Origin of the sequence: Lederbergia panacisoli (assembly GCF_024626525.1) — a bacterium.
GTDB classification, from domain to species: domain Bacteria; phylum Bacillota; class Bacilli; order Bacillales; family Bacillaceae_C; genus Lederbergia; species Lederbergia panacisoli.
This window is the reverse complement of sequence record NZ_JANJGU010000002.1, coordinates 103,446-122,930: the sequence shown is the minus strand read 5'-3', so window position 1 is coordinate 122,930 and position 19,485 is coordinate 103,446. Positions and strand designations below refer to the sequence as shown.

Sequence of the window (19,485 nt, the reverse complement as noted above, 5' to 3'; positions counted from 1 at the left end):
TTACATGATTCGTTCGATGTATTCTGGTATAAGCGGTATGAAAAACTTCCAGACAAAACTAGATGTAATAGGTAATAACATAGCCAACGTCAACACTTACGGATTTAAAAAAGGTCGTGTTACGTTTAAAGATATGGTCAATCAAACGATATCAGGGGCTAGTGCTACTACACAAAATAGGGGTGGGACTAATCCGAAACAAGTTGGATTAGGCTCACAGCTTGCATCAATCGATACGATTGATACTCAAGGAAGCTTGCAAACAACAGGGAGAGTCCTTGATCTAGCTATTCAAGGTGATGGTTATATTACAGTAGCGGAAGGGACACCAAGTGGAGATACTTTCTTTGCAACTTCAACCTACTATACGAGAGCAGGCAATCTTTATTTAAATAATGATGGATATGTCGTCACTGGTACGGGACATTATGTATTAGCAACTGACCCTAGTAGTAATACTCTACAGCCAATCCACATTAATGGCGGCAAGATTAACGAAATTCAAAGTTTCAGTATTTCTGAAAATGGTAAGATTAGTTTTATTAAAAGTACAAATCAAACATCGGTAGATAAAGTACGTGAATTGATTGGGAGTATAGCAGGTACTGCAAAAAATCTCGTTGAAAATCCAACTTCAAAGAAACATCTTGATTCCTTAGTGAAATTAACGAAAGAACTAGACGAAATGGTACGTGAAGCCGAAAAAGAGGCACAATTGCTTAAGGTAGAAGCAGATAATTTAGTGTCAAAAGCTGCTGGTGACCCAAGAGCAAAAGCTGATGCAGAAGCTGCACAAATAAAAGCTGACACTGCAGAAACAGAAGTGAAGAATATAAAAACCTTCATAGATACACTAAAACCTTCTGTAACTAGTGTAGATACAGCATTTAATACGTATCAAGGCGATAAAACAAATGCAAATAAAACAGCAATTGAAAATGCAGCAACAACCGCATTAACAAATGCAAATAGTGCTTCAGCGCAAATTACAGTAGCTTCTGAGAGAGTGGCAGATGCATTGGATGCTATTGATTATATCCATGCGACAGAGCTTGGCCTAACGAAGGACGGAGATTTATACACAACTAATTTTTCGATTACCCTTGCTCGTTTTGCCAATAATGGTGGACTTCAAAAAGTTGGGGAAAATATGTTTGCACAATCCGCAGCCTCTGGGATAGCAACTTATACTGTACCTGGAAACGATGGTTCGGGTACTCTCGTATCTGGTTCACTCGAAATGTCCAACGTGGATCTTTCCGAAGAGTTTACGGAAATGATTGTTGCTCAGCGTGGGTTCCAAGCAAATACAAGAATCATCACAACATCCGATGAAATATTACAGGAACTCGTAAACTTAAAACGATAATGTAAGGGGGGAGCAGGGCCAGGCACCTTTTACAACCTGGTCCTGATCATTCATTGATCACAATTACTAGATTAAATGGAAAGACCTTTCAGCTAAATGCTTTATATATCGAAAAAATAGAGTCGTTTCCGGATACTACCATAACCCTCACAAATGGACGTAAATATGTAGCAGCAGAATCAGAGGAGGTAATATATAGACGTATCTTGGATTTCTATCAGTCCATTAATCTCCTCGGCCGCAAAGAATTGGAGGATTAGAAAGATGAGTAAAAGATTATTTCCAACCATGATGGTTCTTTTAACGGCAATATTGCTGCTTGCTACATTAGCCTTAATCATCATAATGAATCTAGGTGGTAAAGATCATAAAAAAGAACCTACGATTGATGAGGTCATAAAAGTATCTGTTGATGTTCCAGAGGTTATGACAAATATAAAAAATGGTGATTACGTAAAGATTTCCTTTAAGGTGCAGACGAATGGTAAAAAAGCAAAGGAAGAGTTTCAAAAAAGAGATTTTCAGATAAAAAATTTAATCATATCCGAGCTTTCTGAAATGGAGCCTTCTGATTTAGATGGCAAGGATGGAAAACAAAAGCTGGAAGAAACGATGAAAGAAAAAATAAACGAGCTTATGCAAGGTGGAAAAGTGGTCAGAGTCTATATCACCTCCTATGTCATCTCTTAAAAAGTACTAGATTACTAATTTGAAACGGAGGTGTAGCCATGCCGGATGATGTATTATCTCAAAGTGAGATCGATGCTTTGCTTTCCGCTATATCAACGGGGGAAATGTCAGCTGATGATTTTAAGCGGGAAGAAGACGTAAAAAGGGTTAAAATATACGACTTTAAACGGGCGTTGAGATTTTCTAAGGATCAAGTAAGGAGCTTGACAAGAATTTACGAGAATTTCGCCCGCTTATTAACAACTTACTTTTCTGCTCAACTTAGGACTTATGTCAATATTACTGTAGCGACAGCGGATCAAATACCATATGAGGAATATATTCGTTCTGTACCGAATATGACGATTTTAAATGTCATAGAAGTGCCTCCTCTGGATGGAAGAATGATCATGGAAATACATCCCAATATCGCTTATGCCATGATTGACCGCATCCTTGGTGGAAAAGGAACATCCTTAAATAAAATAGATAATTTAACTGAAATCGAAACGCGGCTTATGACAAATTTATTTGAGAATACATTGGAACATTTACAAGAAGCTTGGTCAGGCATCGCGGAAATTGATCCGATATTAACCGAACTCGAAGTGAATCCGCAATTTTTGCAAATTGCGACTCCTAATGAAACAGTTGTTGTCATATCAATGAATGCTAGTGTAGGAGATACTAGTGGGATGATTAATATTTGTATTCCACATGTACTGTTAGAGCCAATTATTCCAAAACTTTCAGCGCATTATTGGATGGAAACAAATGCAAAGGTGAGGAAGCCAGAAGAGGTTGCTTTGCTCGAAGAGAAAATAAAAGAAGCTCATATCGAGTTAACCGTTGAACTGGGAGTATCCACTATTACAATCCATGACTTTCTATCTTTGAGTTTAGGAGATGTCATTGAATTAAACAGCCGTATTGATGACCCTCTGACCATTAAACTTGGTGAAAAGCCAAAGTTTATAGGACAGCCTGGCAAACGCAATAAAAAAATGGCTGTGCAAATAATAGATAATATAAAGGAGGGTGAAGGAGACAATGAATGGTGATATGCTTTCACAAGATGAGATTGATGCGTTATTACGGGGGGAACCTATAACCGAAGAATCAATTAAACAAGAAGAGGTCCATGATGTATCAGATTTTTTAAATGCTATGCAACAGGATGCTATAGGAGAACTCGGAAATATTTCAATTGGAAGTTCAGCAACTGCTTTATCTACATTACTGAACCAGAAAGTAGAAATAACGACTCCCTCCGTCTCCATTATTGATAATGCGAAACTGGAAGAAGAGTTTCCACATCCATATGTTGCAATACAAGTTAAATATACATCAGGTTTCTCCGGAGTAAATATTCTTGTTATTAAGCAAAGTGATGCTACCATAATAGCAGATTTAATGCTGGGGGGAGATGGGAATTCGCCTGCAGAAATGTTAGATGAAATTCATTTAAGTGCTGTTCAAGAAGCAATGAATCAAATGATGGGATCAGCTGCTACTTCGATGTCTTCTATTTTCGAGAAAAAAGTTGATATTTCCCCACCTTCAATTGAGTTATTGAATATTTCCGAAGGAGAAGGAAGAGATACGATTCCTCAACAAAATCTTCTTGTAAAAGTATCGTTCAGACTAAAAATCGGAAATTTAATAGATTCAGATATTATGCAGGTTCTTCCAATTGATTTTGCGAAAAAGCTTGTAGAGGATTTATTGGCCAACAACGGAAGTTCACCTTCTGAGATGAAACCTGCAACTAGTCCAAATGCAAATAAGATTCAAACATCAGAGAATGCCGAGAATCCACAAAGCCAATCCATAAGAAATAGTATGGAAGAGCCAAAAATGGAAAAAAGCAAAGCAGCTGTTGATGATAATGATAAAAGTCAATTAAATGTACAAACGGCAAGCTTTTTAGAGTTGAATCAACCTAATGCTCCTGTTCCTGAAACAAAAAACCTTGATATGCTTCTCGATATTCCATTGCAAGTAACAGTCGAGCTTGGAAGAACAAAAAAATCTGTTAAAGATATTCTTGAACTTGGTGCAGGTTCCATTATTGAACTGGATAAACTAGCGGGTGAACCAGTTGAAATACTAGTAAATAGCCGTTTAATCGCTAAAGGCGAAGTAGTTGTAATTGATGAAAACTTTGGGGTAAGAGTAACTGACATCGTCAGCCAAACAGACAGATTAAAAAAATTGAATTAATATTTAGGAGGAATTACTATGGCCAATAGAATTTTAATTGTGGATGATGCCGCATTTATGAGAATGATGATTAAAGATATTTTAGTGAAAAATGGTTTTGAGGTAGTTGGTGAAGCTGTGGATGGCATTCAAGCTGTAGAAAAATATAAAGACCTAAAACCAGATCTGGTTACAATGGATATTACCATGCCTGAAATGGATGGAATTACAGCATTAAAAGAAATTAGATCTGTTGACCCGGCTGCAAAAATTATAATGTGTTCCGCAATGGGGCAACAAGCAATGGTCATTGACGCCATTCAAGCTGGTGCAAAAGACTTTATCGTTAAGCCGTTCCAAGCGGATAGAGTAATTGAAGCTATCCAAAAAACATTAGGTTAATTCACCAAGATGAATTTGATTATGAAACGATCGCTATTTGTTTTTACTATCATGTTTTTACTTCTTAGCCAAGCGGATCAATCGATTGTTTTTGCTGAAAACAATCCGCCTAGTGGAATGGTGGACGAATGTTTTTCGAATAATTGCGATGAAGAGAAAGACAAAACGCAAGTAACCGACGATACCATAAAACCAATATTAGATGGTTCAGATAGTATAGGAATATCGGATATTGTAAAAATGGTTTTTGCACTTATATTTGTCATAGCAATTTTATATTTCTTATTGAAATTCATTAGTAAAAGAAGTCAGTCTTTCGGACAAAATCGACTTGTTCAAAATATAGGTGGTACGCCATTAGGCGGCAACCGTTCAATACAGATCATAAAAGTGGGTAATCGTCTCCTCATTCTTGGGGTTGGAGAGAATGTACAGCTTTTAAAAGAGATAGCTGATGGCGAGGAATATGAGAATTATATGCGGCAATATGAAGAACAGCTGGAACAAAGTCTTCAACCTGTTGATATGATTACGAAATGGATAAAACGAATAAAGAAAACAAATGAAACAAGTGAAATGTCGCGCGAGCACTTTTCTGCCCATTTGAAAAAACAACTAGATGAAATCAAAAGGGAGCGCAATAAAACAATGAATAAGCTTGAAAACAAGGGGTCAGACTTAGATGAATGAGTTTATGGAGTTTTTTAATAGTAGTTCATCCGAATCAGTTTCTACCTCAGTTAAGCTATTATTATTGCTTACTGTTTTATCTATTGCTCCGAGTATTTTAATTTTGATGACATCATTTACTAGAATTATCATTGTTCTTTCTTTTGTCAGAACATCTCTTGCAACACAACAAATGCCGCCTAACCAGGTTTTGGTGGGACTAGCTTTATTTTTAACTTTTTTTATAATGGCTCCCACATTTAGTCAGGTGAATGATCAAGCTCTAACTCCTCTATTTAATGATGAAATCAACTTAGAAGAGGCATATGAAAAAGCAGCTATACCTTTTAGAGAGTTCATGAGTAAGCATACTAGGCAAAAAGATTTAGAGCTATTTCTAACATATTCAAAAGCGGAAAGACCAGAAACAATACAGGATATTCCGTTAACCGTGTTTGTACCCGCTTATGCATTAAGCGAACTTAAAACGGCTTTTCAAATTGGATTTATGATTTTTATACCTTTTTTAGTGATAGATATGGTTGTAGCTAGTATTTTAATGTCAATGGGGATGATGATGCTGCCGCCAGTCATGATTTCACTCCCATTTAAAATATTGCTTTTTGTACTTGTTGATGGTTGGTATTTAGTAGTTAAATCGTTGCTGCAAAGCTTTTCATAAATTTAGATTCTGAAAGTAGTAGATTAATGGAGTGATCATATGAGTGCCGAAGCCGTCATCTCGCTAGCGGAAAAAGGGGTATATACGATTTTAATTGTAGCAGGTCCATTGCTTGTTATTGCTTTGGCTGTGGGGCTAGCTGTCAGTATTTTTCAGGCTACAACTCAAATCCAAGAACAAACATTGGCATTTATTCCGAAAATTGTAGCAGTTTTAGTAGGTGTCGTATTTTTAGGACCTTGGATGTTGAGCAGGCTGCTATCATATGTTACAGAAATCTTTCAGAATTTAACGCGGTTTGTAGGTTGATTGAATGGAACTAGTCCCAAATTTATCAGTTTTCATGCTAGTTTTTATGAGGGTATCGGCATTTTTTGTTACACTGCCGCTTTTTTCATATAGAACACTTCCTGCACCTTATAGAATTGGCTTCGCCTTCTTTTTATCTTTATTGATGTATTACACAATTGATGTGCAATCCATCGAAATTAATGGAGAGTATTTCTTACTTATTCTTAAAGAAGCTTGTGTCGGTCTTTTTATCGGTTTTACTGCGTATATGATTCTTTCCGCTATACAAATTGCAGGTGGTTTCATTGATTTCCAAATGGGTTTCGCCATTGCCAATGTGATTGATCCGCAGACTGGAACGCAAAGTCCCCTTATTGGTCAATACTTATACATGTTTTCTTTGTTATTTTTACTTGCTGTTAATGGTCATCATTTAATTTTGGATGGGATTTTCTATAGTTATCAATTTATTCCGATTGACCAAGTATTTATCCCTTTTGGAAACTTTTCTATGGCAGAGTATATCGTTAAATCATTCAGTATGATGTTCGCTATTGCTTTTCAAATGGCGATCCCAGTTGTCGCCTCGCTTTTTCTCGTGGATGTAGCCTTAGGAATTGTGGCACGGACTGTTCCACAGTTGAATATTTTTGTCGTTGGGTTTCCAATCAAAATTGCAGTAAGTTTCATTATTTTATTTATCGTTCTTGGAGTTATGTTTGGTGTTGTGCAAAATTTATTTGAAACGATGTTGCATGTTATGAGAAATGTTATGAGGCTTATAGGAGGAACGGGATGAAACAGCTGAATCTGGATCTCCAATTCTTTGCCGGAGAAAAGACGGAAAAGGCAACTCCAAAAAAGCGCCTGGATGCCCGAAAAAAAGGACAAACAGCAAAAAGTCAAGATGTAAATACCGCAATAGGGCTATTAGCTGTCTTTTTATTTCTCTCATTCTTTGCATCCAATATGGGAAAAATAGCTGTAGACACATTTCGACACTCCTTTAATGAGTTTTTATTAATGGAAGTTTCAGAGGATAATATTCAACTAATTTTATTGGATATATTGAAAGAACTAGTCTTTTTAATTGGCCCGGTCATGCTGATAGCACTTATTGCCGGAATTGCTTCGAACCTTGCACAAGTCGGATTTATGGTAACAGGTGAACCATTACAGCCTAAATTGGAAAAACTTGATCCAATCAAAGGGATGAAGCGCATTTTTTCGATTAGAGCAATTGTAGAATTATTAAAATCTATATTAAAAATCGGTTTTGTAGGGAGCATTACTTTTTTTGTTCTATGGATTAGAATAGATGAAGTTCTTATATTGTCACATAAATCTATTGGGGCAGCATTGAAAACGGTGGGCAGCCTTACGCTTCAAATGGGAATTGCCGCATCACTTGCACTTTTATTTTTATCTTTATTTGATTATTTGTACCAGAGGTATGATTATGAAAAAAATATTCGGATGTCGAAACAGGACATTAAAGACGAATTTAAAAATACTGAAGGGGATCCTTTGATAAAGTCTAAGGTGAAACAAAAGCAGCGTGAAATGGCAATGTCACGGATGATGCAGGAAGTCCCAAAAGCCGATGTAATTATTACAAATCCTACTCATTATGCCATTGCTCTAAAATACGATGATGAAAATGACGATGCGCCAGTCGTAATAGCAAAAGGAATAGATTTTATGGCGCAAAAAATTAAAAGTATTGCTAGTGAACATAATATTATTATGGTTGAAAATCGCCTTTTGGCTCGTTCTTTATATGATCAGCTCGACATTGGGCAAAAAATTCCTGATGAGTTTTTTAAAGCAGTTGCGGAAATTCTTGCTTATGTCTATAGAATTAAACATAAAATCTAGTTTTTTAGTGGAGAGATAGTTATGAAAGTGAAAGACCTTGCAATTCTATTAAGTGTAATATTAATTGTTGCCATGCTGGTTATCCCTTTTCCTACATGGTTATTAAGCTTGCTCATCATAATAAATATTTCACTTGCTCTTCTGGTATTATTAACATCTATGAATATGCAAGAACCTCTCCAATTTTCAATTTTCCCGTCATTACTTTTACTGTTGACACTTTTTAGATTAGGCCTGAATGTTTCAACGACAAGATCGATCCTTTCAAAAGGTGATGCTGGCGGTGTCGTTGAAACGTTCGGGACTTTTGTTGTCGGTGGAAACGTACTAGTTGGTCTAGTCGTGTTCTTCATATTGGTTATTATTCAATTTGTGGTTATCACAAAAGGTGCGGAACGTGTTTCCGAGGTTGCGGCGCGTTTCACTTTAGATGCGATGCCGGGGAAACAAATGAGTATTGATGCTGATTTAAATGCTGGAGTCATATCTGAGCATGAAGCACGGGAACGAAGGGAAAAGGTTTCAAGAGAATCAGATTTTTACGGTGCAATGGATGGAGCAAGTAAATTTGTTAAAGGTGATGCGATAGCAGGAATCATCATAGTTATAATCAACCTTTTATTCGGAATCATTATTGGTATGCTTCAACAAGGACTACCGATAGGTGAAGCAGCATTGAAATATTCAATGCTGACAGTCGGGGATGGAATTGTGAGTCAAATCCCGGCGCTGCTTATTTCTACCGCCACCGGAATAGTCGTTACTAGGGCAGCTTCCGAAGGGAATCTTGGTTCTGACATTATCGGCCAGCTATTTGCTTTTCCGAAAATGTTGTACGTAGCAGCAGGTACCATCTTTCTGCTAGGCTTAGCAACACCAATCAACGATATTTTAACGATTCCAATCGCCGCTTCACTTGCTGTTGGTGGCATTGCTCTTTCTCGTGTACCTGCCAAGCAAGAGGCAGATTTGTTAGATCAGCTTGATGATACTGAAGCGGATGACTTAAAAAGCCCAGAAAGCGTAATTAATTTACTTAATGTAGAAGCTATAGAATTCGAGTTTGGTTATGGTCTAATCCCTCTTGCAGACGTGAACCAAGGTGGAGATTTACTTGATCGTATTATTATGATTAGAAGGCAGTTAGCATTAGAATTAGGTATTGTCATCCCTGTCGTTAGAATTAGAGATAATATTCAACTAGAACCTAATGCTTATCGATTAAAAATAAAAGGCAGTGAAATGGCGAGGGGTGAGCTATTATTAGATCATTACTTAGCTATGAGCCCAGGTGGAGAAGATATGCTGGAAGGAATTGATACGATCGAACCTTCATTTGGTCTACCAGCAAAGTGGATTACAGAAGAAGTAAAAGAACAAGCAGAAATACTAGGATACACAGTTGTGGATCCTCCATCTGTCGTTTCCACTCATATTACTGAAATATTAAAAGCGAATGCGTATGAGCTATTAGGAAGACAAGAAACAAAGCAGCTTATTGATCATCTAAAAGAATCATTTCCAATTCTGATAGAGGAAGTAACTCCAAACCCGCTTACCATTGGTGAGGTTCAAAAGGTTCTGGCAAAACTGTTGAAAGAGAATGTTTCAATAAGAAATTTACCTGTTATTTTTGAAACTTTGGCGGACTATGGGAAAATGAGCACGGATACTGATTTACTTTCAGAGTATGTAAGGCAAGGATTGGCTAGGCAAATAACAAATCAATATGCAGATGGAAATTCAATGTTAAAGGTGATTACTGTATCAGGTAAAGTGGAAAAATTAATTGCAGACAGTGTGCAGCAAACAGAACATGGGAATTACTTATCAATGGATCCCGATGATTCCCAATCAATTCTTGAAGCGACAGCAGCCCAAATTGAACAGCAATCATTAATGCAGCAAGCTCCTATTTTACTTTGTTCACCTGCTGTTCGGATGTATGTAAGACAATTAACAGAAAGATATTTTCCACAAGTTCCTGTCCTTTCATATAACGAACTGGAAGCAAACGTGGAAGTTCAAAGCACTGGGATGGTGAGTGTTGAATGAATATTAAAAAAATTATTGCCCCGACTATGCCGGAAGCAATGAAAAAAATTAAGCTAGAGTTAGGCGAAAATGCTGTCATATTAAATTCGAAAGTGATTTTCCATGGTGGCTTCCTTGGTCTATTTCGAAAAAAAAGCATTGAAGTTATTGCGGCCTTGGATGAACAACCAATTCATCAAGCGTTGACAAGAAAAAATAATAACAGAAAGAGTCCAATTGCAAATAATACAACAACTCCTACTTATATCCAACCAACAGCACATAAGGAACAGGATATATTCTCGGAAATTGCCGAGTTAAAATCTGAGCTTAAATCAATAAAGAAAAGTAACTATTCAAGTTACAATCAGTTTCCGGAAAACATCCAAAAGTCTTTGCTTAAGCTACAAGAGGAAGAGGTAGATGAGACATTTTTATTGAATATTGGCGAGGCGTTACTCGAAAATTGGCGAAGCTCTGAAAATGAACCAAGTGAATCTGAGATTGATCAATGGTGTATATCACAAATGATCAATCAACTAAATCTAGTCAACTTTGATGGAATATCATATGAAAAGAAATTTATCAATTTTGTTGGTCCAACAGGTGTCGGAAAAACAACAACTATTGCTAAATTAGCGGCGGAAGCAGTTCTAGAACATCATAAAAAAGTAGCTCTTATTACGACTGACACATATAGAATTGCTGCTATTGATCAATTAAAAACTTACGCACAATTATTAAATATTCCGGTTGAAATAATTTATGATGAAAAAGACATTCGTAAAGCTATCAACAAGTACTCGGAATATGATGTCGTCCTTATTGATACAGCAGGGCGAAACTATCAGGAAAAAAGATATATTGATGACTTAGTAAAACTGTTCGGCGATAAAGACAATATGGATACCTACTTAGTATTATCAATTTCCATGAAAGAAAAAGACATCGAAAGAATTGTGGAAAATTTCTTGGAAATGGCATTCAACAAATTTATCTTTACTAAAGCTGATGAGACGAGAAACTTTGGAGTTATGTATAATTTAATATGCAAATACAAAAAAGGGGCTGCCTACATTACTACGGGACAAGACGTACCGGACGATATTATAGCAGCCACTCCTGAAGTTATTGCAAAATATATTCTTAGGCGTGAATCCTCATGAAAGACCAAGCCGAAAAGTTGCGATTGAAAATGACTAGCCTATCCAAAAACAATGCTAAAACGATTGCAGTTGTAAGTGGGAAAGGTGGGGTTGGGAAATCCAATATTTCCATTAATATTGCATTATTGTTAAACAAAAAGAAGAAACGTGTCTTATTATTTGATTTTGATATCGGCATGGGTAACGTAAATATTATTCTTGGGAAACAGGCTCGTCTAACGCTCTCTGATTTTTTATATGAAGAGGCAACATTAACGGATGTTGTAAATGATACGCATGAAGGTTTTTCATATATTGCCGCCGGAAATGGTTTAAATGAAACAATCCAAATTGATGAAAGAATGTTGGCGAGACTCCTCGATGGTTTAAGGGAGCTGCAACAACAATATGACTATATTATTTTTGATATGGGAGCTGGTGCAAGTGCAGCATCCTTAAAGGTATTACTAGCAGTCGACGATATTCTAATTATTTCTACACCTGAACCTACAGCTATAACAGATGCGTATTCAATGATGAAATTTATTTGCTTGGAAGGGGCTGCCGGGAACTTTTTCTTAATTTGCAATCGTGCAGATACAGAAAGGCAAGGAAGAGAAACACTGGAACGATTAAAACAAACAGTTTTAAAGTTTTTACATAAAGAGTCTGTAATGCTCGGAGTTTTGCCTGAAGATAGTCATGTAAGGAAAGCTGTCATTAACCAAACGGCATTTACAACAGCTTATCCAAATTCGAATATTTCGGTGAAAATGGAGACGATCGTTCAATCATATTTAAACGAAAACAATTTAGGTTATAAAGAAACGGATTCATTTATTAATAGACTTCGACGATTTTTCTTTAAGTAAGTCTAGATTCTTTATGTTTGTTGTTTGTAAAAGCCCAAAAGCCGGCTTTTACTCCTAATAAGGAAGTTCTTATAATGCTAGTAGCTCTTTTCCCATATTACTATCAGTTTCAAGGATAAAATCTATTTCTCATTACTTATATTTACATCAAATAGCAACAATGATAAGGAAAAGAGCTTTTAGTAAAATTTAGAGGAGTAGTAGTAGATTATGACATCATGTAAAAAGCTGCAGAGGAAAAAAATCATATGTATCGGAACATCAACGGGTGGTCCTCGAGCATTGCAAGCGGTATTAACACAATTACCGAAAAATTTAGATGCATCTATTGTTATTGTTCAACATATGCCTCCGAAATTTACAAAGTCATTGGCTGATAGATTAAACACAATATGTGATATAGATGTGAAAGAAGCTGAAGATGGCGAGCAATTAAAGGAAGGTACTGCCTATATCGCTCCCGGCGGCAGACATATGACAATTATTCAAACCGGAGGAAGGGCAAAAGTGAAAATAGTGGATAGTCCCACTGTTAACGGACATCGTCCTTCTGTAGATGTCTTGTTCAACTCAATAAATAAATTAACAAATTTCGATAAAATTGTTGTAATTATGACAGGAATGGGAACTGACGGTGCGGCTGGTTTGGTAGAATTGAAGAAAGATAGTAATGTTTACTCGATAGCCGAATCCGAAGAAACTTGCATCGTTTATGGTATGCCAAACGCTGCCATTGCCACTAAGCAAGTTGACGTTATCGCAAAACTGGGTGATATAGCTGATACGATTTTGAATTATATTAGATAAAGGACGTGTGCTTATGGATATGAATCAATATCTAGAAGTATTCATTGATGAGAGTAAAGAGCATTTATTATCTTTGAATCAAAATCTCCTTGAACTAGAAAAGGATCCTCATAATCTTGAAATTGTGAACAATATTTTTAGAGCTGCCCATACGTTGAAAGGTATGTCGGCTACAATGGGGTACACAGACTTAGCTAACTTAACACATATAATGGAAAATGTGTTGGATGGAATTAGAAATGAGAAAATGCAAGTTAGTACGGAATTATTAGATATTGTGTTTCTTGCAGTAGACGATTTAGAAGCAATGGTAGAATCCATTGCCACCGGCGGAGATGGAACTCGAGATGTAAGTGTGGCCATTTCAAAGTTAGAACAAATAGAGCAAGGAAATATACAAGCAATAAGTGGTAAAGCCAAAGATGAAACAGCGGCAGCGCTTGCGTCAATTACATATCCAAAAAATAAATATGATCAATATGAAAAAACAGTTATCGAGCAATCAAGGGAACTAGGCTTTGATTGTTATGAACTAACAATTTCGTTGCGTCCAGATTGCTTATTAAAAACAGCCCGTGTATTTATGGTTTTTGAAGTTTTGGAAAAATGTGGAGAAGTCATAAAATCTATGCCTTCGGTTGAACAATTAGAAGAAGAACAGTTTGATTCTGAGTTTACTGTGACGTTAATTACAAAAGAATCTGGGGAAGACTTACGTAAAAAAGTCATGAAAATTTCGGAAATTGATTCGGTTGAGGCGAACTTAATCGATACATTTTCAATAGAACAAAATAGTGAAGAAGATGTGCTTGAAGATTTAGTTGTAAACGAAAAATCGCAAATAGAGATTTCTGTACCTCAATCTTCCAAAAAACCGGAAATTATTGAAAAGAAACAAAGTAAAGCTGCCAATAAAACGATTAGAGTGAATATTGAGCGTCTTGATATGTTAATGAATCTTTTTGAGGAGCTTGTCATTGATAGAGGCCGTCTAGAGCAAATTGCACAAGATATAGAGAACTTGGATTTATCTGAAACAGTTGAAAGAATGACGCGTATATCTGGTGATTTGCAAAGTATTATTTTAAATATGAGAATGGTGCCTGTTGACAATGTATTTAATCGATTTCCTCGAATGGTTAGACAGCTTGCAAAGGATTTGGACAAGTTGCTTGAATTGGACATTATCGGAGCAGAAACAGAATTAGATCGAACAGTTATTGATGAGATTGGTGACCCTATTGTTCATTTATTAAGAAATGCAATTGATCACGGTATCGAAAGCCCTGAAGTCCGCAGAGCAAATGGAAAATCAGAAACAGGAAAAATTCAATTAAAGGCATATCATAGTGGAAATCATGTGTTCATAGAGATTGAAGATGATGGTGCAGGCATAAATCGAAATAAAATTATTGCAAAAGCAATGTCAAAAGGAATTATTTCACAAAATGAAGCTGCTGAGTTAACCGATTCGGAAGCATTTGAATTGATCATGGCACCAGGTTTTTCGACAGCTGAAACGATTTCTGACATCTCAGGACGTGGAGTAGGATTAGACGTAGTAAAATCCAAAATTCAATCATTGGGCGGTACAGTTTCCATCGATTCAGTTGAAGGAAAGGGATCGAAGTTTTCTATCCAATTACCATTAACTTTATCAATTATATCCGCAATGTTGATTGAAATTGGACCTGAAAAATATGCTCTACCTTTATCCTCCATAATTGAAACAGCGATCATTAAAAAATCTGATATCATGTTAGCGCATGATCAACAAGTTATTGATTTTAGAGGTAAAGTAGTTCCGCTCATTTCTTTAAAGGAAATTCTTAGTCTTCATACCGACAGTGATATAGGTGAGTTCATTTCGATTGTAATCGTTCGTAAAGGTGATAAAATGGCAGCCCTTATCGTTGATTCTTTTATTGGGCAACAAGAAATAGTGCTTAAATCACTCGGGTCTTATTTGACAGAAGTATTTGCCATTTCAGGCGCCACTATTTTAGGTGATGGACAAGTTGCTCTCATCATTGACTGCAATGCATTAATCAAATAAATAGACTTTCAAAATTTCAAGCCGCAAATCTAACGGTTTTTGCAAACATTGTTGCTTTACAAAGATAGTGCGTGGTTGATTTCCGCTACAGTTGCTCGCTCTCCGGAAAGCGTCCGCCTGGAACGGAAATCAACGTTTGCAGGCACTTACTAGGTATGTAGTTTATTATTTCGTTCAATCATAAAATGGTTAATTCGGCAATTCTAATAATAAAAATTGAAATATCCCATGGATAGGAGCTGATAAAATGAATAATTCAATCGCTGCATCGGAACAAAAAGTAATCGTTTTAAAACTAAATGATAAGGAATATTCTATTTCAGTTGAGCATGTGACCGCAATTGAAAAAATGCTCCATTTAACAAGAGTACCGAACGTTCCTTCCTTTATTAAAGGAGTGACGAATTTACGCGGAGTTATAATTCCAATCATTGATTTGAAAAATCGTTTCGATCTTGGAGATGCAGTGTACACAGATCGTACTAGAATCATTATTGTTGCCTATAAGAATATGACTGTTGGGATGATTGTAGATGAAGCTAATGATGTTTTAGATATACCAGTATCCCTTATTGAGCCATGCCCAGATGTTGCAGGTGCGGCACCACCTGAATTCATCGAAGGAGTCGCAAATTTAGAAAAAAGACTAATTTTATTATTAAATCTCGAAAATATCGTGAGTCCTCTTTCTTTAAGGGGTGGAATGTATGGAGCTTAAAAAAATAATTACCCCTTTTCATTTAGACGTTTTAAAAGAAATTGGTAATATTGGCGCTGGTAATGCAGCAACTGCACTTTCCGTTTTAGTTGGAAAAAGTATTGACATGAAAGTTCCATCAGTCAGAATTGTTACTTTTGATGAAATGCTAGAAATGGCTGGTGGCCACGAAAAAATCGTTACTGCAGTGTTTTTGAGGGTAGAAGGTGATGCATCAGGAAGTATGTTTTTTATTCTCCCTATTGAACAGGCTACTAAATACGTACAAAAATTAACTGGAGATATGTCTTTTTCTTTTGAACATCCACCATATTCTGAAATGGGACTATCCGCAATGCAAGAATTGGGTAATATATTGTCCGGTTCTTATTTATCATCCTTATCAGATTTTACAGGCCTGGACCTTTACCCGTCTGTTCCATCTATTAGTGTTGATATGGCAGGTGCAATTATAAGTTACGGACTAATAGAATTATCACATTCCCAAGACTACGCAATTGTTATCGATACGGCCTTAAATGAGGAAAATACTAATTCCGAAAGTGTAAACGGTCATTTTTTTCTACTCCCTGATCCCAGCTCGTTTTCGGTCATATTTAATACACTGGGAGTCGAAATGAATGATTGATACAGTAGTAAGGGTAGGTATTGCGGAAATGAAAATAGTGAAATCACCAGATAAAATAAGAACTTCAGGACTGGGGTCGTGTGTTGGGGTAGTTGTTTATGATAAACAAGTTAATCTAGCTGGACTCGCGCATATCATGTTGCCTGATTCCGCACTTGCAAGAGGAGATAAGACGATAAATAAGGCGAAATTTGCTGATACTGCTCTGAGAGAACTGATTCATGTGCTTATATCTCTTGGAGCAAATCATTCAAGGCTTAAGGCAAAAATTGCCGGTGGAGCACAAATGTTTCATTTCTCGTCAAAAAATGATCAAATGAGAATTGGTCCACGTAATATTGAAGCGGTAAAACAAGAGTTGAAATCATTGAATATTCAACTCGTTGCTGAAGATACCGGAGGACATAACGGCCGAACGATAGAATTTGATACTAAAAACTGTATGCTGCAAATAAAAACAGTTTACCAAGAAACGATTGAAATCTGATCAGCATGCTAAAATCGCTTGTAACTGTGAGGAGGGATTATATGTCGAACTCACCACCGATGGAAGAGAAGAAATATTGGGAGCTTTGGACTCATTCCCGTGATGCTGATGCAGGAGATATGCTCGTAGAAAAATACATGCCTTTAGTTTCTTATCATGTTCAACGCATATCAGTAGGTTTGCCTAAAAATGTTAGTAGGGAAGAGCTCAAAAGCTTAGGACTATTGGGCCTTCTGGATGCTTTAAATAAATATGATATTTCAAGGGAACTTAAGTTCGATACATATGCTTCATTTCGAATTAGGGGTGCAATTATTGACGGGTTAAGGAAAGAGGATTGGCTCCCTAGGAGTACGAGAGAAAAGGTTAAGAAAATAGAAGCTGCCACACAAATGCTTGAACAAGAATTAATGCGTCATGCTTCGGTGGAAGAAATTGCGTCTGTTAGCGGATTTTCTGAAGATGAAGTATGCAAAACATTAAATGAGCACTTTTTTGCAAGTGTCTTATCAATTGATGAGCATATGTATGATCAAGACGAAGAAAGTCAAAGCCATAATATTAAAGATGACGAAACACTGACTCCGGAAGAACAGCTAGTTAAAAATGAATGGCTTAAAGATCTTGAGTCTGCACTAACGGGTCTTAATGAAAAAGAACAATTAGTATTAAGTCTATTTTATAAAGAGGAATTGACGTTTACAGAAATCGGAGAAATATTACAATTATCCACTTCAAGAATTTCCCAAATTCATTCTAAGACGATTGTTAAATTAAAGGGTGTACTTCTAAAATAACGGGGGTATAAAAAAGGTGAGTCTAAAATCGATTGAAATGCAAGTTGCCCTTCCCAGAACGGTTGAAGCGGGGAAAATCTCTGATCAACTCCAGCAAAGAGGGCAAATCATCTTAGACCAAGCAGCGAAAGAAATGGAAGAGAAACTTGAGCGAGAGCGTCACGGGATTATGGAAATGGATCGAAAAGACAAACTACTATTAAAAGATGGCCAATCCCATCATAATGGTGATGAAAATCCGCCTAATAGGAATAAAAAAAAGAAACCAATAAAAGTAGAGGGAACTCACCCTTATAAAGGTACGACAATTGATTACAACGGGTAGGGATAATATTGATCGGTATACTAATCTTTTTCTTATTTATGTTGAATATTTTCTTGATTTTAGCAGTGGTTATTTTATATCAACGTCAAAACCGTTTCATAGAAATTGAACGGAATCAACGTAAAATTCAAGAAGAGTCTGAAGAAATGTTATCAGCGTTTCTATTGGAGCTTAAGGAAGAAAATAAATCATTTATTACTCAATTTCAGCATTCACCAAAGAATAACAAACAATCTGGCGACGAGCAGTTAACTAAGATAGAACCTGAAGCAGTAGTAGAGAAGGAAGCTCCTATTACCGCAGAGACGTATTCACGGCTGCTGGCTACTGAAGTGTATAAAAATAATCAGACTGAAGTAGATACAAAAAAAACGTTCGCTGAACAAGTAGAAGATCTATCACAAAAAGGATTATCTAGCAGCGAAATAGCAAAACAATTAAAAAAAGGGAAAACCGAAGTGGAGCTGCTTCTTAAGTTTCATGAAAATCGAAGTAATACTTGATAGCAATCTTTTTTTATGCTATATTGATTGATGGTGTTAATACACACGTTCCGTGATTTTGTTGCATGGTGCTGTTTTTATAACAGAATGTACAAAAAATGAGCGGGACGGAGGAAAAAAACCAAGGAGGAAAAAACACTATGTCAGTAATTTCAATGAAGCAATTGCTTGAAGCTGGTGTTCATTTTGGACATCAAACACGCCGTTGGAACCCAAAAATGAAAAAGTACATTTTTACGGAACGTAACGGTATTTATATTATCGATCTTCAAAAAACGGTGAAAAAGGTCGAAGAAGCTTATAACTTTATGAGAGAGCTTGCTGATAACAATGGTAAAGTTCTTTTCGTTGGAACAAAAAAACAAGCTCAAGAATCTGTTAAAGAAGAAGCAGAGCGTGCCGGACATTACTATGTAAACCATCGCTGGCTCGGTGGAACTTTAACTAACTTTGAAACTATTCAAAAAAGAATCGAACGCTTAAAAGCAATCGAAAAAATGGAAGAAGATGGAACCTTCGAAGTATTGCCTAAAAAAGAAGTCGTTATGTTGAAGAAAGAATATGACCGCCTCGTTAAATTTTTAGGTGGCATTAAGGATATGAAAACTCTTCCAGATGCTATGTTCATAATTGATCCTCGCAAAGAGAGAATTGCTGTTGCAGAGGCACGTAAATTGAATATTCCTATCGTCGGAATCGTTGATACAAACTGTGATCCGGATGAAATCGATCATGTAATTCCTGCTAACGATGATGCAATCCGTGCAGTAAAGCTTTTGACTGCTAAAATGGCTGATGCATTGCTCGAATCCAAACAGGATGAAGAAGCAGAAGAAGCAGCTGAAACTGCAAACGTCTAACATATAAAAGAACTCAGCCTGGTATTTGACAGAGCTGTATCATTACGATAAAAGGTGATAAGAGTGATAGACACTTATCACCTTTTTTCAA

At 36.4% G+C, this 19,485-nt stretch carries 23 protein-coding genes; all 23 read left to right on the top strand.

Annotation, left to right across the window (positions count from 1 at the left end; translation table 11 throughout):
- The first annotated feature begins 4 nt into the window (after window positions 1-4).
- Window positions 5-1,369 (top strand): flagellar hook-basal body complex protein, encoded by a 1,365-nt coding sequence (locus NQ185_RS03480; RefSeq protein WP_257580162.1) that lies wholly within the window; start codon window positions 5-7, stop codon window positions 1,367-1,369.
- A gap of 53 nt (window positions 1,370-1,422) precedes the next feature.
- Window positions 1,423-1,629: a flagellar FlbD family protein gene (locus tag NQ185_RS03475; RefSeq protein ID WP_257580161.1), complete on the top strand. Its 207-nt coding sequence runs from the start codon at window positions 1,423-1,425 to the stop codon at window positions 1,627-1,629.
- 4 nt (window positions 1,630-1,633) lie between these two features.
- Window positions 1,634-2,059 (top strand): flagellar basal body-associated protein FliL, encoded by a 426-nt coding sequence (fliL, locus tag NQ185_RS03470; protein WP_257580160.1) that lies wholly within the window; start codon window positions 1,634-1,636, stop codon window positions 2,057-2,059.
- Window positions 2,060-2,097: 38 nt separating this feature from the next.
- Complete coding sequence (gene fliM / locus NQ185_RS03465) at window positions 2,098-3,099, top strand: flagellar motor switch protein FliM (protein WP_257580159.1); 1,002 nt, start codon at window positions 2,098-2,100, stop codon at window positions 3,097-3,099.
- Window positions 3,089-4,261: a flagellar motor switch phosphatase FliY gene (gene fliY / locus NQ185_RS03460; protein WP_257580158.1), complete on the top strand. Its 1,173-nt coding sequence runs from the start codon at window positions 3,089-3,091 to the stop codon at window positions 4,259-4,261. Before fliM ends, fliY begins: the two co-directional genes overlap by 11 nt.
- A gap of 18 nt (window positions 4,262-4,279) precedes the next feature.
- On the top strand, window positions 4,280-4,642 hold the full coding sequence (gene cheY, locus NQ185_RS03455; protein ID WP_257580157.1) for a chemotaxis protein CheY: 363 nt from the start codon (window positions 4,280-4,282) through the stop codon (window positions 4,640-4,642).
- 21 nt (window positions 4,643-4,663) lie between these two features.
- The gene (locus NQ185_RS03450) at window positions 4,664-5,332 is read left to right on the top strand and encodes a flagellar biosynthetic protein FliO (protein ID WP_257580156.1); all 669 of its coding nucleotides are present in this window, start codon (window positions 4,664-4,666) and stop codon (window positions 5,330-5,332) included.
- Window positions 5,325-5,993: a flagellar type III secretion system pore protein FliP gene (fliP, locus tag NQ185_RS03445; protein WP_257580155.1), complete on the top strand. Its 669-nt coding sequence runs from the start codon at window positions 5,325-5,327 to the stop codon at window positions 5,991-5,993. The genes NQ185_RS03450 and fliP overlap by 8 nt, the downstream gene beginning before the upstream one ends.
- Window positions 5,994-6,032: 39 nt before the next feature.
- Window positions 6,033-6,302, top strand: coding sequence for a flagellar biosynthesis protein FliQ (fliQ, locus tag NQ185_RS03440; protein ID WP_257580154.1), 270 nt, complete (start codon window positions 6,033-6,035; stop codon window positions 6,300-6,302).
- Window positions 6,303-6,306: 4 nt separating this feature from the next.
- Entirely contained in the window at window positions 6,307-7,083 is a 777-nt protein-coding gene (gene fliR / locus NQ185_RS03435; RefSeq protein WP_257580153.1) for a flagellar biosynthetic protein FliR, read from the top strand.
- Entirely contained in the window at window positions 7,080-8,162 is a 1,083-nt protein-coding gene (gene flhB / locus NQ185_RS03430) for a flagellar biosynthesis protein FlhB (protein ID WP_257580152.1), read from the top strand. Before fliR ends, flhB begins: the two co-directional genes overlap by 4 nt.
- 21 nt (window positions 8,163-8,183) lie before the next feature.
- Window positions 8,184-10,217 (top strand): flagellar biosynthesis protein FlhA, encoded by a 2,034-nt coding sequence (gene flhA / locus NQ185_RS03425; RefSeq protein WP_257580151.1) that lies wholly within the window; start codon window positions 8,184-8,186, stop codon window positions 10,215-10,217.
- A complete protein-coding gene (gene flhF / locus NQ185_RS03420; RefSeq protein ID WP_257580150.1) occupies window positions 10,214-11,362 on the top strand; it encodes a flagellar biosynthesis GTPase FlhF in 1,149 nt (382 codons plus the stop codon). Before flhA ends, flhF begins: the two co-directional genes overlap by 4 nt.
- On the top strand, window positions 11,359-12,213 hold the full coding sequence (locus NQ185_RS03415; protein WP_257580149.1) for a MinD/ParA family protein: 855 nt from the start codon (window positions 11,359-11,361) through the stop codon (window positions 12,211-12,213). Before flhF ends, NQ185_RS03415 begins: the two co-directional genes overlap by 4 nt.
- Window positions 12,214-12,423: 210 nt before the next feature.
- Entirely contained in the window at window positions 12,424-13,020 is a 597-nt protein-coding gene (locus NQ185_RS03410; RefSeq protein ID WP_257580148.1) for a CheB methylesterase domain-containing protein, read from the top strand.
- A 13-nt stretch (window positions 13,021-13,033) separates the two neighbouring features.
- On the top strand, window positions 13,034-15,076 hold the full coding sequence (locus NQ185_RS03405; RefSeq protein WP_257580147.1) for a chemotaxis protein CheA: 2,043 nt from the start codon (window positions 13,034-13,036) through the stop codon (window positions 15,074-15,076).
- A 247-nt stretch (window positions 15,077-15,323) separates the two neighbouring features.
- The gene (locus tag NQ185_RS03400; RefSeq protein WP_257580146.1) at window positions 15,324-15,794 is read left to right on the top strand and encodes a chemotaxis protein CheW; all 471 of its coding nucleotides are present in this window, start codon (window positions 15,324-15,326) and stop codon (window positions 15,792-15,794) included.
- Complete coding sequence (locus NQ185_RS03395) at window positions 15,784-16,422, top strand: chemotaxis protein CheC (protein WP_257580145.1); 639 nt, start codon at window positions 15,784-15,786, stop codon at window positions 16,420-16,422. Before NQ185_RS03400 ends, NQ185_RS03395 begins: the two co-directional genes overlap by 11 nt.
- Window positions 16,415-16,909 (top strand): chemotaxis protein CheD, encoded by a 495-nt coding sequence (locus NQ185_RS03390; protein ID WP_257580144.1) that lies wholly within the window; start codon window positions 16,415-16,417, stop codon window positions 16,907-16,909. Before NQ185_RS03395 ends, NQ185_RS03390 begins: the two co-directional genes overlap by 8 nt.
- 41 nt (window positions 16,910-16,950) lie before the next feature.
- Complete coding sequence (locus tag NQ185_RS03385; protein ID WP_257580143.1) at window positions 16,951-17,706, top strand: FliA/WhiG family RNA polymerase sigma factor; 756 nt, start codon at window positions 16,951-16,953, stop codon at window positions 17,704-17,706.
- A gap of 16 nt (window positions 17,707-17,722) precedes the next feature.
- Complete coding sequence (locus NQ185_RS03380) at window positions 17,723-18,031, top strand: hypothetical protein (protein WP_257580142.1); 309 nt, start codon at window positions 17,723-17,725, stop codon at window positions 18,029-18,031.
- 8 nt (window positions 18,032-18,039) lie between these two features.
- Entirely contained in the window at window positions 18,040-18,534 is a 495-nt protein-coding gene (locus tag NQ185_RS03375; RefSeq protein WP_257580141.1) for a hypothetical protein, read from the top strand.
- Between the two features lie 140 nt (window positions 18,535-18,674).
- Window positions 18,675-19,394, top strand: a complete 720-nt coding sequence (rpsB, locus tag NQ185_RS03370) for a 30S ribosomal protein S2 (protein WP_213128212.1) — start codon at window positions 18,675-18,677, stop codon at window positions 19,392-19,394.
- Window positions 19,395-19,485 lie beyond the last annotated feature (91 nt).

Coding starts and splice junctions, on each gene's coding strand:
- NQ185_RS03480 (WP_257580162.1), top strand. CDS start 5: ATGATTCGTTCGATGTATTCTGGTATAAGCGGTATGAAAAACTTCCAG.
- fliL (WP_257580160.1), top strand. CDS start 1,634: ATGAGTAAAAGATTATTTCCAACCATGATGGTTCTTTTAACGGCAATA.
- fliM (WP_257580159.1), top strand. CDS start 2,098: ATGCCGGATGATGTATTATCTCAAAGTGAGATCGATGCTTTGCTTTCC.
- fliY (WP_257580158.1), top strand. CDS start 3,089: ATGAATGGTGATATGCTTTCACAAGATGAGATTGATGCGTTATTACGG.
- cheY (WP_257580157.1), top strand. CDS start 4,280: ATGGCCAATAGAATTTTAATTGTGGATGATGCCGCATTTATGAGAATG.
- NQ185_RS03450 (WP_257580156.1), top strand. CDS start 4,664: ATGAAACGATCGCTATTTGTTTTTACTATCATGTTTTTACTTCTTAGC.
- fliP (WP_257580155.1), top strand. CDS start 5,325: ATGAATGAGTTTATGGAGTTTTTTAATAGTAGTTCATCCGAATCAGTT.
- fliQ (WP_257580154.1), top strand. CDS start 6,033: ATGAGTGCCGAAGCCGTCATCTCGCTAGCGGAAAAAGGGGTATATACG.
- fliR (WP_257580153.1), top strand. CDS start 6,307: ATGGAACTAGTCCCAAATTTATCAGTTTTCATGCTAGTTTTTATGAGG.
- flhB (WP_257580152.1), top strand. CDS start 7,080: ATGAAACAGCTGAATCTGGATCTCCAATTCTTTGCCGGAGAAAAGACG.
- flhA (WP_257580151.1), top strand. CDS start 8,184: ATGAAAGTGAAAGACCTTGCAATTCTATTAAGTGTAATATTAATTGTT.
- flhF (WP_257580150.1), top strand. CDS start 10,214: ATGAATATTAAAAAAATTATTGCCCCGACTATGCCGGAAGCAATGAAA.
- NQ185_RS03415 (WP_257580149.1), top strand. CDS start 11,359: ATGAAAGACCAAGCCGAAAAGTTGCGATTGAAAATGACTAGCCTATCC.
- NQ185_RS03410 (WP_257580148.1), top strand. CDS start 12,424: ATGACATCATGTAAAAAGCTGCAGAGGAAAAAAATCATATGTATCGGA.
- NQ185_RS03405 (WP_257580147.1), top strand. CDS start 13,034: ATGGATATGAATCAATATCTAGAAGTATTCATTGATGAGAGTAAAGAG.
- NQ185_RS03400 (WP_257580146.1), top strand. CDS start 15,324: ATGAATAATTCAATCGCTGCATCGGAACAAAAAGTAATCGTTTTAAAA.
- NQ185_RS03395 (WP_257580145.1), top strand. CDS start 15,784: ATGGAGCTTAAAAAAATAATTACCCCTTTTCATTTAGACGTTTTAAAA.
- NQ185_RS03390 (WP_257580144.1), top strand. CDS start 16,415: ATGATTGATACAGTAGTAAGGGTAGGTATTGCGGAAATGAAAATAGTG.
- NQ185_RS03385 (WP_257580143.1), top strand. CDS start 16,951: ATGTCGAACTCACCACCGATGGAAGAGAAGAAATATTGGGAGCTTTGG.
- rpsB (WP_213128212.1), top strand. CDS start 18,675: ATGTCAGTAATTTCAATGAAGCAATTGCTTGAAGCTGGTGTTCATTTT.